This window comes from Pseudomonas sp. S32, assembly GCF_016648095.1.
Taxonomy (GTDB): domain Bacteria; phylum Pseudomonadota; class Gammaproteobacteria; order Pseudomonadales; family Pseudomonadaceae; genus Aquipseudomonas; species Aquipseudomonas parafulva.
Genome location: NZ_JACVVF010000037.1, coordinates 11,789 through 26,322 on the forward strand (window position 1 = coordinate 11,789; position 14,534 = coordinate 26,322).

The window sequence follows — 14,534 nt, forward strand, 5'->3', positions numbered from 1 at the left end:
CCTTAGTCGGTTGGGCCCTTACGGCCCACCGGCCCTGTCAGGAGCCCGTGAAGATGGACCAGTTGGCCGCCATGCACACCTTTCGCCGGGTCGTCGACCTCGGCAGCTTCAGCGCCGCGGCCAGCTGTACAGGCCAGTCCCACACCGTACTGTCACGCCAGGTGAAGCAACTGGAGCGCCAGCTGGGCACACAACTGCTTGCCCGCACTACACGCCGCCTGCACCTGACCGAAGCGGGCACACTTTTTTATCGCCACTGCGTCTCTATCCTTGAGCAGGTCCAAGCGATGACGCTTGAGCTCTCCGAGCATCAGCAGCAACCCACGGGCACCCTGCGCCTGGGTGTACCAACCGCCTTCGGCGAGCTGGAACTGGGGCGCTGGCTGGCTGACTTTGTGGAACGCCACCCATGCCTGCAGGTGGAGCTCAATTGCAGTGATCGCTTTATCGACATGCTCGAAGATGAAGTCGATGTGTGCCTGCGGATCACCGATCATCTGCCGGACTCCAGCCTGGTGGCTCGCCGGCTGGCGCCCAGCGAAGTGATGCTGGTCGCGGCCCCCGGTTACCTCAAACGCCATGGTGCGCCCAGCTCACCGGGTACGCTGAGCAGCCATGCACTGCTCGGCTACAGCAACCTTGCGCACCCTCAGCGGTTGCAGCTCACCCGCGCGGATGGCGAACAACACGACATCGTCATGCCCAGGCGCCTGAGTGCCAACTCACCGATGGCCCTGCGCGCTGCTGCAATTGGCGGGTTGGGCATTGCCAGTTTCGACCGTTTCATCGTGCACGATGCGTTGCTCGACGGGCGTCTGGTGCCAGTACTTGAAGGCTGGAAGTTGCCCGCGCGCAACCTTTACGCGGTCTACCCGCAAAGCCGCTACCTGGCACCCAAGGTGCGGGCGTTGTTGGAGTATGTGCAGGCTTATTACGCCCAACCCAGGTAGCAAGCTTGATCTGTGCAAAATAAGCACAGGTCTTGGCCATGCAGGGACGTATCTGTGTGAATGGCGTTACTTTAGCCTTGGCTGCAGGGTTATCCAGCGAAGGAATTTCACATGAAGGCATTACAGAAAATAGTCGCGGGCATGGCGCTCGCAACCCTGGCAACAGGCATCAATGCGGCAGAAAAAACCGTGTCGGTACCCGACAGCAGCGCCCTCGCACGGCAAGCGGTGCCCAATACCCAGGGCGCCGTCAGCTACGCGAACGTAGAGGGCGATATCTTTGGCACCGGGCCTTATTCGGCCTATGTCAGGTTCAGAAAAGGGACCGACAATGGCCTGCACCAGCACAGCCAGGTGCTGCCGACAGTAGTACTGCACGGCACGTTTTACGCAGTGATCGATGGCAAACGCAGCGAATTCCCGGCGGGGTCGTACTACAAGCTACCGGCGGACCTGGTACACGAAAGCGGGTGCACCGCGGCAGCCGATTGCCTGCTCTTCCAGTACCAGGCCGATGCGTTCGACCTCAAGCCTGTAAACAGCTGATTACCAGGCTGCCTGAGGGGCCACTCCGTCAAGGCATTGCCTTGGCCTGGACGGAGCGAGCGCCCCTTTACTTAAAAGTCGAAGAACACCGTCTCCCCTGCCCCCTGAATACGGATATCGAAGCGATACGCCGTCTTCCCGTCCACTTCGCAGCGCTTGGCAATCAGGGTTTCCCGCCGCTGGGGCTGCTCGATCAGGTTGAGCACCGGGCATTTGGCGTTGGCCTCGGCTTCATCGTCGAAATACAGGCGGGTGTGCAGGTGGATGTTGATGCCGCGGGCAAACAGGCTGAGGTTGATGTGCGGCGCCATCGGCACACCTGCGGCGTTGTTTACCACGCCCGGTTTGACCGTGTGCGCCGTCCACTCGCCTGCGTCGAAGGTGGTTGCGGTGCGCCCGAAGCTGTTGAAGGTGTTCTCCAGGTTGTAGGCGTCCTGGTAGTCGCCGTTGGCATCGGCTTGCCACAGCTCCAGGAACGAATCGCGCACCAGGTGGCCGTTGCCGTCGTACACGTGGCCGATCAGCACGATGTGTTCGCCGGCAGCCTCAGGCTTGGCCAGGCGGTTCCAGATTTCCTGGTCACGGGTGGGGTTGCCGGCCGCTTCCAGGGCCAGGCCGATGTGCACGTAGGGGCCGGCCGTTTGCGAAGGGGTTTCCGGCAGCAGTTCGATTGGCATGGCGGGGTCCTCAGCAGTTTTCGAAGTGGGTCTTGCGCTGGCCACGCAGCACGATGTCGAAGCGGTACGCCAGGCAATCCATCGGGTTGGCGTTGCTCATGTCGAGCTTGGCGATCAACTGTTGCACGGCTTGCGGGTTGGCGATGGACTTCACGATCGGGCACATCGGGATCAGCGGGTCGCCCTCGAAATACAGCTGGGTGATCAGTTTGGTCGCGATCGAAGGCCCGCGGATGGCGAAGTGAATGTGCGCCGGGCGCCAGTCGTTCGGGCCATTGCGCCAGGGGTACGGGCCGGGTTTGATGGTACGGAAGCTGTAGTAACCGTCGCGGTCGGTGAGGCAGCGGCCTACACCCCCGAAGTTGGGGTCGAGCGGCGCCAGGTAGCGGTCATTCTTGTGGCGGTAGCGGCCGCCGGCGTTGGCCTGCCACATTTCGACCAGGGTGTTTGGCACAGGCTTGCCATACTGGTCGACAATGCGACCGGCAACGATGATGCGCTCGCCAATCGGCAAGCCGCCGTTGTTGAAGTTCAGCAGCAGGTCGTGGTCATGGGCGCCAAAACCCAGGTGGGAGAAATCAGGGCCGGTGGTTTCACTGATCGACTGTGGGATGCTGACCAAGGCCTGACGCGGCGAGCGCGCGATCGAGGTCTTGTAGTCAGGCGTCAGGGCCTTGGGGTGCCAGTTGCGATCACGGATCACGAAGCGGCTGTTGTCCTGAGCGGGCATGCCGGTTTCCTCTCTTGGAATTATGGAACGCCTGGGTGGGGCAGGCGGACTTACAGTTTCAGGGAGCATGGATGCAATGAATATTGAATTCATGCCGAAGAGGCTTAACCAAATGGTTATGCATGACAGAAGCGCCTGACACCTGTCGGTGCAGTGGACTAATCTTTATCTTCTTGTTTCAGGCTCTGGAGAGCATTCATGGAATGGCGAAAAGGCCGACGTAGCGACAATGTGGTCGACGCCCGGGGCTCAGGTGGCGGCGGGATGCGGTTTGGTGGCGGCAAAGGGCTGGGGCTCGGCGCCATTCTGCTGATCGTGGGCATCGGCTGGCTGACCGGCCAGGACCCGTTGCAGATCCTGGGCCAACTGACCGGCCAGATGCAGCAGCAGGCACCCACCGCCACTTCTGGCAAGGCGCCACCTGCCAACGATCAGCAGGCCGAGTTCGTCGCGTCCATCCTGGGCGATACCGAAGACACTTGGCAGGCGCTGTTCGCGCAGGCCGGCAAACAGTATCGCGACCCCAAACTGGTGCTGTTCAGCGGCCAGGTCAATTCGGCCTGTGGCTTTGCCTCGGCGGCGGTCGGGCCGTTCTATTGCCCGGCGGACCAGCGCGTTTACCTGGACATGTCGTTCTTCCGTGAAATGGAAACACGCTTTGCCGCTGCAGGTGACTTTGCCCAGGCCTACGTGATCGCCCACGAGATTGGCCACCACGTGCAGACCTTGCTGGGGGTATCGGCCAAGGTGGATGCCGCCCGCCGCAGTGGCCAGCGCATGGAGGGCGACAACGGCCTGCTGGTGCGCCAGGAGTTGCAGGCCGACTGCCTGGCCGGTGTGTGGGCCTACCAGGCGCAGAAGCGCCTGAACTGGCTGGAACCGGGTGATGTGGAGGAGGCCCTGAACGCGGCCAATGCCATTGGCGATGACCGGTTGCAGCAACAGGGCCAGGGCCGCGTGGTCCCTGACTCGTTCACCCACGGCACCTCGGCGCAGCGGGTGCGCTGGTTCAAGGCCGGCTTCGCCCAGGGCGAAGTAGACAGCTGCGATACCTTCAGCGCCCGCAACCTTTGAGATCTCCGGGGCCGCCAAACGGCCCCTTTACCCCGCGCCTGTTACGGTTTTGCTGAAAAAGCGTTTCAGCTTCCCCTTTCGCTGCCGATACACCCAGCACGATTCAGCGGGCATCCAGAACAACAACGCCTTGCGAACGAAGATCAAGAGAGCGAAAAACAACTTCTGGAGTGCGTGCATGAACAGCTGGTTTGCCAACATCAGCGTCAACCTGAAACTTGGCCTGGGCTTCGGCCTGGTGCTTATCCTGACCGGCGTGCTGGCCCTCACTGGCTGGACCAGCCTGGGCAGCCTGATTGACCGCAGCAACTGGATGAGCGATATCAGCCAGCTGAACAAGGACCTGACCGACCTGCGCATCGCGCGGCTGCAATACATGATCGCCAACGGTGACGACGCAGCAGCGGCCAATACCCAGGCCAAGCTCGATACATTCAGCAAGCAGCAGGCCTACCTGGCGCATACCTTCAAGAGCCCTGAAAACGTGAAGTTGCTGGGCGAGCTGGGCGAAACCATCAGCGCCTACAAAGTCTCGCTGGCCAAGATGCGCCAGGGCTACGACGCCGGCCGCACTGCCCGCGCCGCCATGGACAACGCCTCTGCCCAGGCCGACAAGGCCATGGACGCATTGAGCCAGGCCGTGATGGCACGCGCCGAGGGCGACAGCGTGCGCCTGGCCCAGCAGCAACTGATCAGCAAGACCCGCCAGCAGCTGTTGCAGGTGCGCATCGACGTGCGCGGCTACATTGCCGATAACACCGCACAAAACGAACAGGCTGCGTTGCGTCAGCTGGACGCTGCACTGGCCGAGGTGGACACCCTCAAGCGGGAATTACCTGGCCAGGAGGCCACCTTGCAGCCGCTGGAGCGCGCCGTGTTGGCGTTCCGTGACGCTGCGCGCCAGTTCCGCGACGCCGTCGCCACCATCAACGTCGCCCGGGCAGAAATGACGGTAGAAGGTGCCGACATCGTCAAGACCAGCGATGCGCTGTACAAGATCCAGCTGGAGCGTCGCGACATCGAAAGCAGCCAGGCCCGCACCCTGCAGGCCGTGGCTACATTGCTGGCGCTGCTGGTCGGTGTGCTGGCGGCCGTGCTGATCACCCGCCAGATCACTCGCCCGTTGCAGGACACCCTGGTGGCCGTGGAGCGGATTGCCAGCGGCGACCTTACCGAGCAGCTGCGGGTTACCCGCCGCGATGAACTGGGTGTGCTGCAGCAAGGCATCGCACGCATGGGTACCACTCTGCGCGAGCTGATTGGCGGGATTCGTGATGGCGTCACGCAAATTGCCAGCGCCGCCGAAGAGCTGTCGGCAGTGACCGAGCAGACCAGCGCAGGGGCCAACAGCCAGAAGGTCGAGACCGACCAGGTGGCCACCGCCATGCACGAGATGGCTGCTACCGTTCAGGAAGTGGCGCGCAATGCCGAACAGGCATCGCACGCCGCCACGGGGGCCGATGGCGAAGCCCGTGCCGGTGACCGCGTGGTCGGTGAAGCGATTGGCCAGATCGAGCGCCTGGCCGAAGACATGCACCGTTCCACAGAGGCCATGAACCTGCTGCAGCAGGAAAGCCAGAAAATCGGCAGTGTAATGGACGTGATCAAGTCGGTTGCCGAACAGACCAACCTGCTGGCGCTGAACGCAGCCATCGAGGCGGCACGTGCCGGCGAGGCAGGCCGTGGTTTTGCCGTGGTCGCCGACGAGGTACGTGGCCTGGCCCAGCGTACGCAGAAATCCACCGAAGAAATCGAAGAGCTCATCGCCAGCCTGCAGCACGGCACCCAGCAGGTGGCCAATGCCATGCAGGGCAGCCGCTCGCTGACCGACAGCAGCGTGGAACTGGCGCGCAAGGCAGGGTCGTCGCTTGAGAGCATCACCAGCACGGTGTCGAGCATTCAGTCGATGAACCAGCAGATTGCAGCGGCCGCAGAGCAGCAGAGTGCGGTGGCGGAAGAGATCAGCCGCAGCATCCTGAATGTGCGCGATGTGTCGGAGCAGACGGCGGCAGCCAGCGATGAGACAGCCGCGTCCAGCGTGGAGCTGGCGCGGCTTGGCGGGGAGTTGCAGATGTTGGTGAGCCGGTTCAGGGTGTGATCGGGCGTGGCGTGGGGTTACTTGACCAGTAGGCCCACGCCGCGGCCGCGGGGGTCGGAGGCGGTTTCAAGCGTGGCGCCGTTTACCCGGATCGCCTGGATGTCGCCCATCTCCCAGCCTTGGTCCTCAAGCACGTACCCCATCTGCTTCAGGTCATCGGCCACCTGGCCGGTCAACGGGGCATAGCTGTCGTAGTAGATCGTGTCCTTGGGCAGCAACTGGTGATGCACGCGCTGCGCGGCCACTGCCTTTTCCAGCGGCATGTTGTAGTCGTACAGGTTGTTCATCACCTGGAAGATCGAGGTAAAGATCCGCGAACCGCCCGGCGTGCCGATCACCAGTTCCACCTTCCCGTCGCGGGTCATCAGGCTGGGGCTCATCGACGACAGCATGCGCTTGCCGGGGGCAATGGCATTGGCATCGCCGCCTACCACGCCGAACGCGTTGGCCGCACCGGGCTTGGCGCTGAAGTCGTCCATTTCATCATTGAGCAGGAAACCTGCACCTTTGACCACGACGCCACTGCCGTAGTCCAGGTTGAGGGTGTAGGTGTTGCTGACGGCGTTGCCCTGCTTGTCGACGATGGAAAAATGCGTGGTCTGGTGCGGCTCGAGGCCGGGCTTGACCTGCTCCGTATCAGAAATGGCCTTCGGGTTGACCTGGGCGGCGCGTTTGGCCAGGTAGGCCTTGGCGACCAGCTTGTCCACAGGTACCTGAGTGAAGGCCGGGTCGCCCAGGTAATCGGCACGGTCGGCGAACACCCGCTTCTCGATTTCGGCCAGCAGGTGGATGTACTGCGCGGAGTTGTGCGCCACGCCTTTGAAATCGGCGGCACGGTCTTCCTTGATGCCCAACAGCTGCGCCAGGGCGACCCCGCCAGAGCTGGGCGGCGGCGCGGTATACACCACGTTACCGCGCCAGCTCACGGCCATCGGTTCACGCCAGACAGCCTTGTAGTCCTGCAGGTCCTGCCTGGTGATGAGCCCTTTGTCGGCCTGCATCTGCGCCACCAGCAGGTCTGCGGTCTTGCCTTGGTAGAACTCGCTTACACCCTTGTCGGCAATGCGTTCCAGGGTTTGTGCCATTTCGGGTTGCTTGAACAGCTCACCAACCTTCATGTTGCCGAAATAGTCGTTGAAGTTGGTGGCGGTCTTGAACATGCCTTGGGCATCGTTGCGGTACTGGTACTGTTTTTCCGCCACCTTGAAGCCATTTTTGGCATAGCCGATGGCCGGGGTCAGCAGCTCGCTCCAGGGCAATTTGCCGAACTTGTGGTGTGCCTCCCACAGGCCCATCACCGTCCCCGGCACACCCGCTGCGCGGGCGCCGACCAGGCTCAGGTTCTCGATGACTTCGCCCTTGTCATCCAGGTACATGTTGCGCGTGGCCGCCCGCGGGGCGACTTCACGGTAATCGAGGAAGTAAGGCTTGCCGTCGACGAACAGGGTCATGAAGCCGCCCCCGCCGATGTTGCCGGCCTCCGGGTAGGTGACGGCCAGGGTGAAGGCGGTAGCCACCGCAGCATCCACCGCATTGCCGCCTTTCTTCAGGATGTCGGCGGCCACCTTTGCACCGTACTCATCGGGAGCAGCGACGGCGCCGCCTTCCAACACAACGGCATGCACCGAAGAGCAGCTGAGGATCGCGGCGGCCAGGGCCAGGTACTGGAACGGGACAATACGCATGACACTTCCTTGGTGTTGGTTTTTGTCGAGTTGTCAGTAAGGCCGAAGGGCCGCCGGTGTGCAATCGGCACCCGGAAATTTCGCCGTCGGCGGGCAGGCCATGTCGTGATCAGGCAACTGGGCTGGCGTACTTTTCCAGTTTGCGCTGGATGAAATCAAGGAAGCACTGGATGCGCAGGGCCAGCTGGGTATTGCGGTAGTAGACGGCATGGATGGGCTGGCGATAGCCGTTGTTGGCGTCTGCCAGCAATACCTGCAGGCGCCCGGCGCGGATGTCGTCGTGGGTCATGAAATGCGAGAGGCAGACGATGCCCTCCCCCGCCAAGGCCAGCTGGCGCAGGGTTTCGCCGCTGGAGGCCGTCAGCGCCGGGCGAATGCCCCACTGCTCCCCCTGGGCATGGCGCAGGGGCCAACGGTTGAGTGATTCGGGTTGGCTGAAGCCCAGCAGGCTGTGGCTGGGCAGGTCCTCGACCCGCAGCGGCACCCCCTGACGGGCGAGGTAAGCAGGGCTGGCCAGCACCTGTACCGGGCTGCTGCCCAGGCTACGGGCATGCAGGCTGGAGTCGGCCAGCTCACCGATACGGATCGCCACATCCGTGCTGTGCTCCAGCAGGTCGATGATCAGGTCGTCGGTGTTCAGCTCCAGCTCGATGCCAGGGTAGTGCTGACGAAACTCGCCAACCCACGGGACGATGGCATGCAGCATGAAAGGCGCCGCCGCATTGATGCGCAGGCGCCCGGTGGGCATCTGGCGGTTGATCGCCAGGCGTTCTTCCATGTCGTCCATCTGCTGCAGTACCTGCCGCGCCCGCTCGAGAAAGAAGCGCCCCTCTTCGGTGAGGTCCATGCGCCGTGTGGTTCGGTTCACCAGCGTGGTGCCCAGCTTGGCCTCAAGGCGTGCCAGGGTGCGGCTGACCGCCGAGGGGGTCTGGCCGATCTGTTCGGCGGCTGCGGAAAGGGAGCCGCAGTCGATGACAGCGACGAACACCTGGAGCTCTTCGGATCGGGTTTTCACATTCAGGCCTGCGGCAGGTAGCTGCCGGGATTAGATCGCCTTGCCGAACACCTTGTCCAGATGCGTCAGGTAACCTGCCACCGCAACCGGCACGTCCGGGCGCTTGATCACGTCCACCGCCAGGTAGGTGGGCAGGCCGGTCATGCCAAGAAACTGGTTGGCCTTGTGGAACGGGAAGTACACCCCATCGACACCCTTGCCTTCGAAGAAATCGTCTGCAGCATCGAACGCCTGCTGCGGTGCGTTCCAGGTAAGCGACAGCATGTACTGCTTGCCTTGCAACAAGCCACCACTGCCATACTTGCGCGAGGTGTCCGAGCGGCTGCGGCCATCGTTGGCGTACAGGCTGCCATGGCCTTCCGTGAACACGTCGTCGATGTACTTTTTCACCGTCCAGGGCGCGCCCATCCACCAACCTGGCATCTGGTAGATGATGACATCGGCCCAGAGAAACTTCTCTACCTCGGCCGGTGCGTCGTAACCGCCGTCGATGAAGGTCTGCTGCACCGCGAACCCGGCATGGTCCAGATGGGCCAGCGCTGCATCATGAAGGGTTTGGTTGAGCTGACCGTGAGAATGGGCGAACTGTTTGCCGCCGTTGAGCAAAAGGATGTGCTTCATGCTGGGCCTCTGATAGCCGGCGACCGGCTCAGTGAAAAGTTGAGGCCGCAGGTTATAGACAGTGGAATGCAGCAAACAGCCTCGTTGCCGCACAATACATGTGACCCAAAAGCACGAATCCAGGTTTTATTATTGCCCTAACATTGCCCTTCCTTCACACGAGCGACTTTTCATGACTGAGCAATATGCGTTCATCCTCAAGGCCAAGACGCGGCCGGAAATGGCCGATGCTTTCGAAAACCTGTTCAGGCCCTTTGTGGAGCCCAGCCGCCGGGAACCTGGCTGCATCGAGTACCACATGCTGCGCGACCAGCAGGACCCGACCCTGTTCGTATTCTTCGAAGTATGGGCTGACAAAGCAGCGCTGGATGTGCACGCCGCGCTGCCCCACATGACCGCATTCGCTGAGCGGCGCATGGACTACCTGGCGCAGGATTTCGAGTTCCAGCGGGTAGACATGCTTAGCCCATCATCTGCTAGCCGTTGAGCAACAGATGGGCGCCCAGCATGGCCAGGCCAATGAAGAAGCACCGCTTGAACAGCACTGGGCTGATACGCTGACGCAGCCATTGCCCGGCGAGCATGCCCAGCAACGCCGGCGCCAGCATCAGCAGTGAGGCCCCCAGGGCCTGACCGCCCAGTGCATCCTGGCCGGCGAGGCCCATGGCCAATGCCAGGGTGGAAACCGTGAAGGACAAGCCCAATGCCTGGATCATCTGCTCACGGCACAGGCCCAGGCTTTGCAGGTACGGCACCGCCGGCATCACGAACACCCCGGTAGCGGCCGTGACCACCCCGGTGATCAGCCCGCATATGGGCCCCAGCCAGCGCTCCCGGGAAGGTGCCAGGCTGAAGCCCGGCCCGGCCAACCCGTAAAGGGCGTACACCAGCAAGGCTGCGCCCAGGGCATGCACGGCCCAGGGGCCGCTGTCGATGCCCAGCCAGGCGCTGCCCAGCAGGGTGCCAATGAAGGTCATTGCCAGCAGGGGCCACAAACGCACGAGCAACGTGCGCAGATGCCCACCACTGGCCAGCTGCCAGAGATTGGTCAGGGTCGAAGGCACGATAAGCAGGGCCGCTGCCTGCGCAGGGGGCATAGCCAGGCCCAGCAACCCCATTGCTACCGTCGGCAAACCCAGGCCGATCACGCCTTTCACTGCGCCAGCCATGAGAAAGGTCAGCACCACCAGTAACGAAAGGGCTGGGCCGATATCCTGGTAAAACGCGAGGAATGTATTCATGGGTTGATGATGGCGGATGCCTGACCGTGTGAACATCTGCCATATACTCACCCAGACTATTGCGTGGACAGAGCCACATGCACTTCGAGCTGGTTGATCTCAAGCTGTTTCAACACACCCTGGAATGTGGAAACATCACCGCGGGCGCCGGACGGAGCCATCTGTCGCTACCCGCAGCCAGCGCGCGCATCCGCGCCATGGAGGCTTCGCTGGGTGTGCCGCTGCTGAAGCGCAACCGCCGCGGCGTTGTGCCAACGGCAGCCGGCCAGGCTTTGTTGCAGCACGCCCGGCTGATCGGCCAGCAGGTGGAGCGCCTCCAGTTCGACCTGGCGCAGTACGCCCAAGGGCAACAGGGCCAGGTGCGCTTGCTGTGCAACACCGCAGCCCTTACCGAATACCTGCCGGAACTGCTGGCCAGCTACCTGGCAACCCACCCCGGGGTGAGCGTGGATGTGCAGGAGATGCCGAGTTTGCGCATTGTGCAATCCATTACCCAGGGCATTGCCGACCTGGGCGTGGTCTCAAGTGCCGCCCCGGTGGAGCACCTGCAGACGCGGCCCTTTCGCGACGATCCACTGGTGCTGGTAACGCCCCCGGGCCACCCGCTGGCCCGGATGCCGTCACCCAGCTTTATCGACAGCCTGGCCTACGGCTATGTCGGCCTGGGGCCTGCCAGCGCCCTGGCGTTGTACCTCGAAGAATTGGCCCTGCGTGCCGGCCTGCGCATGCAGGTACGGGTAAGGGCCGAGGGGTTTGACGGGGTAATCCGCATGGTTGCTGGCGGGGCGGGAGTCGGCGTTGTGCCGCTGGCGGCGGTACAGCGCTGGCAGGGCTTGCTGCCATTGCATTGGGCTGGCTTACAGGAACCCTGGGCCAACCGCCGTTTGCTGCTGTGCGCACGGGATTTTGCAGCGTTGCCAGGGTATGCGGCGGGGTTGGTGGCGTTGATAGGGAAAAGCCTTTTAACGGATGATGAAATAGCCTGTGACCAACCATGAAAAGGCAAAGATTTCCAGCCAGGACGCAATCAGTATTCGAGACCTCAGCCGGGGCGGGAAATTTTTTATCTCTGTTGAGTTTACCAGCCCTGACTTGATGTGAAGGGACGTTAGACCGATGAAAAATGGGCGGCAGTAGTAAGACTAACTTCAAGGTGGTGGCCACGCTTCAAAATTCATCTGGCGCCGCCTCATCATCAATTCAACTATTGATTCTCCTGCGGCCCGCACATAGGCAGGCTTTTCTCTCCTCCCAGGTGGAAACTCAGGCTGAATTAATGCAACCTGCCCAACTTTATCACTGCACACACAAATACGAGCCAAGAAAAGCCGACTGCATTCAGCCAAAATGCCACCCGCAGCCGCTTTCTCAAATGTAATGGAACGCCCATCACCTCAGACTCATTCACCACTCCAATACGGCAGTTGAATTTTGTAAAAACAACAGCGCCTGCTACGGTGCATGCTATAAACCAACGCGCCCGTATACTGGTGTCCCCCATGACACCCCTGACACCTGCGACATACGTGTTATTCATGAAAGCCTCGTTTAGCACCTTGAAATCACGGGACCAGATCACAGATGCATTCACGATCATCCCGAGGATGATTATCAAAAAGGGTGATACTACGAAAGCAAGCTGCGCTTTCAACGGCCATGTATCAACGTCAATCATTGCTCCCCCTGAATAGCATCTCACCGCCCTCTTCACCTATTAATTCGCCTATCCAGCCACCTAGGTAAGATGCTGCTCCAACTCCAGCAATACCACATAAAGCTGCCCCAACGCCTGCAGTACTAAATCCGACTACACCACATATGGACAAGACGGCGGGAGTGGCAATAGTAGCTCCCGCAGTACCGCCAAATGTCCCGCCTATAAAGCTTCCTATCTCTACTACCCTGACACGCTCACATTCGCGAGAGTCACCAGCCCTGCAGACCTCTTGAATTTTCAAATACGAAGCCCCTCCACCCATCCCAATTCCTGCATACCCGCCCGCCTTGAGGTACTTACTAAGCCGCGCCACCTTATCCAGGTGAGTCGCATAACCGGGTATCTGCCCCGGCCCGCCAGCTTTGGACCAGTGATGCACCAGGCTTTTGGTAGAGATATTCAGGCGCTTCTTCAGGCGCTCATAGTTACCCAGGTTCAGTTGTTTATTGAGCAACGCGGCCTTCAACTGCCCGTCCAGCTGCTGTAAAAGGTGCCGCCGCTCAGCAAAGAAGCTTGGGCTGTTCAAATGGCCATGGCGGAGAAACTCCTGCTGATGCAACTGTTCGATCGCCGACAGGGTTCCGCTTACCTGTTTCAGCCCCTGGTTGAGCATATCCGTGCCCACCCCCATGGCCTGGCTGGCGTTTTCGAGTAACCCGGCAATCTCTGCCTGGTGCTCCATCATGAAATCGGCTTCGGCCATGTCGAGCGCTTGCAGTGCGCGCCTGGTGTGCTGCGCGGCGGCCATCAGCTGCCCTTCCTCGCGGGTGCAGGCATGGCCGTTGTCCGGGTCGCCGATGACGAACATTTCCCCAGCCTTGAAGCCCTGTGCATACGTGGGGTTGAGCCATTTCAAGCGGGAGATGGGCAAGGTGGCATCATGCTCAGCGAGCTGCAGCAAGACGTGCGCAAACGACATGCGCCGGGGAACCAGATAGAACCCCGGTTCAAGGGTACCGGGCAGCGCGCTGACAAGGGTTCGGGAAAACCCGTCCCCTCGGAAAACAGTCGCTGGCTCAGCCAAGGCAGTTGGCCCACCCGCGGTACCGGGCTGGCTGCTCGGCGGCGCCTCGTAGAGCGGTGCGACGACCCGGTTGCTGCCAGGTGAGCAACCGCAGATCACCAATGAACCATCCGTGGCGACAGGCTGGCCATCGGATATGAAGCTTTCAGCCCCTTCGGCCACCACGCCTGCTTGCTCGCAAACCGGGCACGCCGTGGTCGGGTCGCCGACGCGCAGCACACTGCGTGAGTTGTCCAGGTAACCCGTGCCGGTGGCAATACAAACGGCACCTGTAGTGGTGATGTCGCCATCTACTGCCTGGCCTCTGCCTTCAATGTTCACGCGCATCGCGCAGCTCCCTGCCCTTGGTTGAGGCCAAAAAACCTAACACCCAGGAAGGAACTTCAAACGCCAGGCCCCTCAAATCAGATACTTCCTACACTGAAGGTCTTCCTCCACCTGCTGTCGCGCAGGTGGCTTTACCCCAGTGCAAGACTCACCCAAAATGACGCCCATGCGGCCCACTCGAAAAAGGATTTGCCAGTGGCATCGATCTACCAGCTCAAACCCCGTTTCCAGGCATTGCTGCGCCCCTCGGTGCAGCGCCTTCATGATCGCGGCGTAACCGCCAACCAGGTCACGGTATGCGCCGCCCTGCTGTCGGTATTGCTGGGCCTGCTGCTAGCCGCTGTGCCCCACGTCACCTGGCTGTTCGTGCTGGTGCCGGTATGGATGCTGGTGCGCATGGCGCTGAATGCCATCGACGGCATGCTGGCACGGGAGTTTGGCCAGCAGTCCACCCTGGGCGCCTACCTGAACGAGCTGTGCGACGTGATCGCGGATGCTGCGCTGTACCTGCCCTTCGCCCTGCTGCCCGGCGTGTCACCTGTGCTGGTGGTGCTGGTGGTGCTGTTCGCCACTGTCAGCGAGTACGCCGGGGTGATGGGCCCGCTGGCCGGAGCTTCGCGGCGCTATGACGGCCCCATGGGCAAGAGCGACCGCGCCTTTGCGTTCGGCGTGCTGGGCGCAGGGGTGGCAGTGGGGCTGCTTACCGCAGCCTGGGTCAACGGCCTGTTGCTGGTCATCCTCGCGCTCTCGCTCTATACCCTTTACAACCGCGTTCGTCGCGGGCTCGCGGAAACCCGCCAGGCCTAACTTGCAGCCGCAAAAGGATTTC

General features: G+C 61.8%; 15 protein-coding genes. 7 read left to right on the forward strand and 8 right to left on the reverse strand.

Features of this window, described 5'->3' with window-relative positions:
* The first annotated feature begins 53 nt into the window (after window positions 1–53).
* Together IAE38_RS18095 and IAE38_RS18100 are read left to right on the forward strand one after the other, a co-directional pair.
* Window positions 54–950 (forward strand): LysR family transcriptional regulator, encoded by an 897-nt coding sequence (locus tag IAE38_RS18095; protein ID WP_201218517.1) that lies wholly within the window; start codon window positions 54–56, stop codon window positions 948–950.
* Between the two features lie 111 nt (window positions 951–1,061).
* A complete protein-coding gene (locus IAE38_RS18100) occupies window positions 1,062–1,496 on the forward strand; it encodes a cupin domain-containing protein (protein WP_201218518.1) in 435 nt (144 codons plus the stop codon).
* 71 nt (window positions 1,497–1,567) lie between these two features.
* Here the strand turns inward: IAE38_RS18100 and pcaG are convergent, their stop codons facing one another.
* Both pcaG and pcaH read right to left on the reverse strand, forming a co-directional pair.
* Window positions 1,568–2,173 carry a protocatechuate 3,4-dioxygenase subunit alpha gene (pcaG, locus tag IAE38_RS18105; protein WP_201218520.1) on the reverse strand — a complete coding sequence of 202 codons (606 nt, stop codon included), beginning with the start codon at window positions 2,171–2,173 and terminating at the stop codon, window positions 1,568–1,570.
* Between the two features lie 10 nt (window positions 2,174–2,183).
* The gene (pcaH, locus tag IAE38_RS18110) at window positions 2,184–2,903 is read right to left on the reverse strand and encodes a protocatechuate 3,4-dioxygenase subunit beta (RefSeq protein WP_201218521.1); all 720 of its coding nucleotides are present in this window, start codon (window positions 2,901–2,903) and stop codon (window positions 2,184–2,186) included.
* Window positions 2,904–3,101: 198 nt separating this feature from the next.
* Here pcaH and ypfJ point away from each other — a divergent pair, with 198 nt between their 5' ends.
* Both ypfJ and IAE38_RS18120 read left to right on the forward strand, forming a co-directional pair.
* Window positions 3,102–3,977 (forward strand): KPN_02809 family neutral zinc metallopeptidase, encoded by an 876-nt coding sequence (gene ypfJ / locus IAE38_RS18115; protein ID WP_028633332.1) that lies wholly within the window; start codon window positions 3,102–3,104, stop codon window positions 3,975–3,977.
* A 178-nt stretch (window positions 3,978–4,155) separates the two neighbouring features.
* Window positions 4,156–6,075 (forward strand): HAMP domain-containing methyl-accepting chemotaxis protein, encoded by a 1,920-nt coding sequence (locus IAE38_RS18120; protein WP_201213963.1) that lies wholly within the window; start codon window positions 4,156–4,158, stop codon window positions 6,073–6,075.
* A gap of 17 nt (window positions 6,076–6,092) precedes the next feature.
* On the opposite strand, the gene ggt is transcribed toward IAE38_RS18120, so the two are convergent.
* The 3 genes from ggt to IAE38_RS18135 all read right to left on the reverse strand — a co-directional run bounded on the left by ggt (window position 6,093) and on the right by IAE38_RS18135 (window position 9,396).
* A complete protein-coding gene (gene ggt, locus IAE38_RS18125; protein WP_201164557.1) occupies window positions 6,093–7,760 on the reverse strand; it encodes a gamma-glutamyltransferase in 1,668 nt (555 codons plus the stop codon).
* Window positions 7,761–7,869: 109 nt separating this feature from the next.
* Window positions 7,870–8,775, reverse strand: coding sequence for a LysR substrate-binding domain-containing protein (locus IAE38_RS18130; protein WP_201164556.1), 906 nt, complete (start codon window positions 8,773–8,775; stop codon window positions 7,870–7,872).
* A gap of 30 nt (window positions 8,776–8,805) precedes the next feature.
* Window positions 8,806–9,396, reverse strand: coding sequence for an NAD(P)H-dependent oxidoreductase (locus tag IAE38_RS18135; protein WP_201218522.1), 591 nt, complete (start codon window positions 9,394–9,396; stop codon window positions 8,806–8,808).
* A gap of 172 nt (window positions 9,397–9,568) precedes the next feature.
* Between IAE38_RS18135 and IAE38_RS18140 the strand changes: the two genes are divergently transcribed.
* Window positions 9,569–9,883, forward strand: a complete 315-nt coding sequence (locus IAE38_RS18140) for a putative quinol monooxygenase (protein WP_028633337.1) — start codon at window positions 9,569–9,571, stop codon at window positions 9,881–9,883.
* On the opposite strand, the gene IAE38_RS18145 is transcribed toward IAE38_RS18140, so the two are convergent.
* Window positions 9,873–10,637, reverse strand: coding sequence for a sulfite exporter TauE/SafE family protein (locus IAE38_RS18145; RefSeq protein WP_201218523.1), 765 nt, complete (start codon window positions 10,635–10,637; stop codon window positions 9,873–9,875). The two genes, IAE38_RS18140 and IAE38_RS18145, sit on opposite strands and share 11 nt — an antisense overlap.
* Window positions 10,638–10,714: 77 nt before the next feature.
* On the opposite strand from IAE38_RS18145, the gene IAE38_RS18150 reads away from it, so the two are divergent.
* Window positions 10,715–11,635, forward strand: a complete 921-nt coding sequence (locus IAE38_RS18150) for a LysR family transcriptional regulator (RefSeq protein WP_201218524.1) — start codon at window positions 10,715–10,717, stop codon at window positions 11,633–11,635.
* 275 nt (window positions 11,636–11,910) lie between these two features.
* Here the strand turns inward: IAE38_RS18150 and IAE38_RS18155 are convergent, their stop codons facing one another.
* Together IAE38_RS18155 and IAE38_RS18160 are read right to left on the reverse strand one after the other, a co-directional pair.
* On the reverse strand, window positions 11,911–12,312 hold the full coding sequence (locus tag IAE38_RS18155) for a hypothetical protein (protein WP_201218525.1): 402 nt from the start codon (window positions 12,310–12,312) through the stop codon (window positions 11,911–11,913).
* A complete protein-coding gene (locus IAE38_RS18160; protein ID WP_201218526.1) occupies window positions 12,305–13,705 on the reverse strand; it encodes a PAAR domain-containing protein in 1,401 nt (466 codons plus the stop codon). Before IAE38_RS18160 ends, IAE38_RS18155 begins: the two co-directional genes overlap by 8 nt.
* 195 nt (window positions 13,706–13,900) lie before the next feature.
* On the opposite strand from IAE38_RS18160, the gene IAE38_RS18165 reads away from it, so the two are divergent.
* Window positions 13,901–14,512, forward strand: coding sequence for a CDP-alcohol phosphatidyltransferase family protein (locus IAE38_RS18165; protein ID WP_201218527.1), 612 nt, complete (start codon window positions 13,901–13,903; stop codon window positions 14,510–14,512).
* Window positions 14,513–14,534: the final 22 nt, after the last annotated feature.

Coding starts and splice junctions, on each gene's coding strand:
- IAE38_RS18095 (WP_201218517.1), top strand. CDS start 54: ATGGACCAGTTGGCCGCCATGCACACCTTTCGCCGGGTCGTCGACCTC.
- IAE38_RS18100 (WP_201218518.1), top strand. CDS start 1,062: ATGAAGGCATTACAGAAAATAGTCGCGGGCATGGCGCTCGCAACCCTG.
- pcaG (WP_201218520.1), bottom strand. CDS start 2,173: ATGCCAATCGAACTGCTGCCGGAAACCCCTTCGCAAACGGCCGGCCCC.
- pcaH (WP_201218521.1), bottom strand. CDS start 2,903: ATGCCCGCTCAGGACAACAGCCGCTTCGTGATCCGTGATCGCAACTGG.
- ypfJ (WP_028633332.1), top strand. CDS start 3,102: ATGGAATGGCGAAAAGGCCGACGTAGCGACAATGTGGTCGACGCCCGG.
- IAE38_RS18120 (WP_201213963.1), top strand. CDS start 4,156: ATGAACAGCTGGTTTGCCAACATCAGCGTCAACCTGAAACTTGGCCTG.
- ggt (WP_201164557.1), bottom strand. CDS start 7,760: ATGCGTATTGTCCCGTTCCAGTACCTGGCCCTGGCCGCCGCGATCCTC.
- IAE38_RS18135 (WP_201218522.1), bottom strand. CDS start 9,396: ATGAAGCACATCCTTTTGCTCAACGGCGGCAAACAGTTCGCCCATTCT.
- IAE38_RS18140 (WP_028633337.1), top strand. CDS start 9,569: ATGACTGAGCAATATGCGTTCATCCTCAAGGCCAAGACGCGGCCGGAA.
- IAE38_RS18145 (WP_201218523.1), bottom strand. CDS start 10,637: ATGAATACATTCCTCGCGTTTTACCAGGATATCGGCCCAGCCCTTTCG.
- IAE38_RS18150 (WP_201218524.1), top strand. CDS start 10,715: ATGCACTTCGAGCTGGTTGATCTCAAGCTGTTTCAACACACCCTGGAA.
- IAE38_RS18155 (WP_201218525.1), bottom strand. CDS start 12,312: ATGATTGACGTTGATACATGGCCGTTGAAAGCGCAGCTTGCTTTCGTA.
- IAE38_RS18160 (WP_201218526.1), bottom strand. CDS start 13,705: ATGCGCGTGAACATTGAAGGCAGAGGCCAGGCAGTAGATGGCGACATC.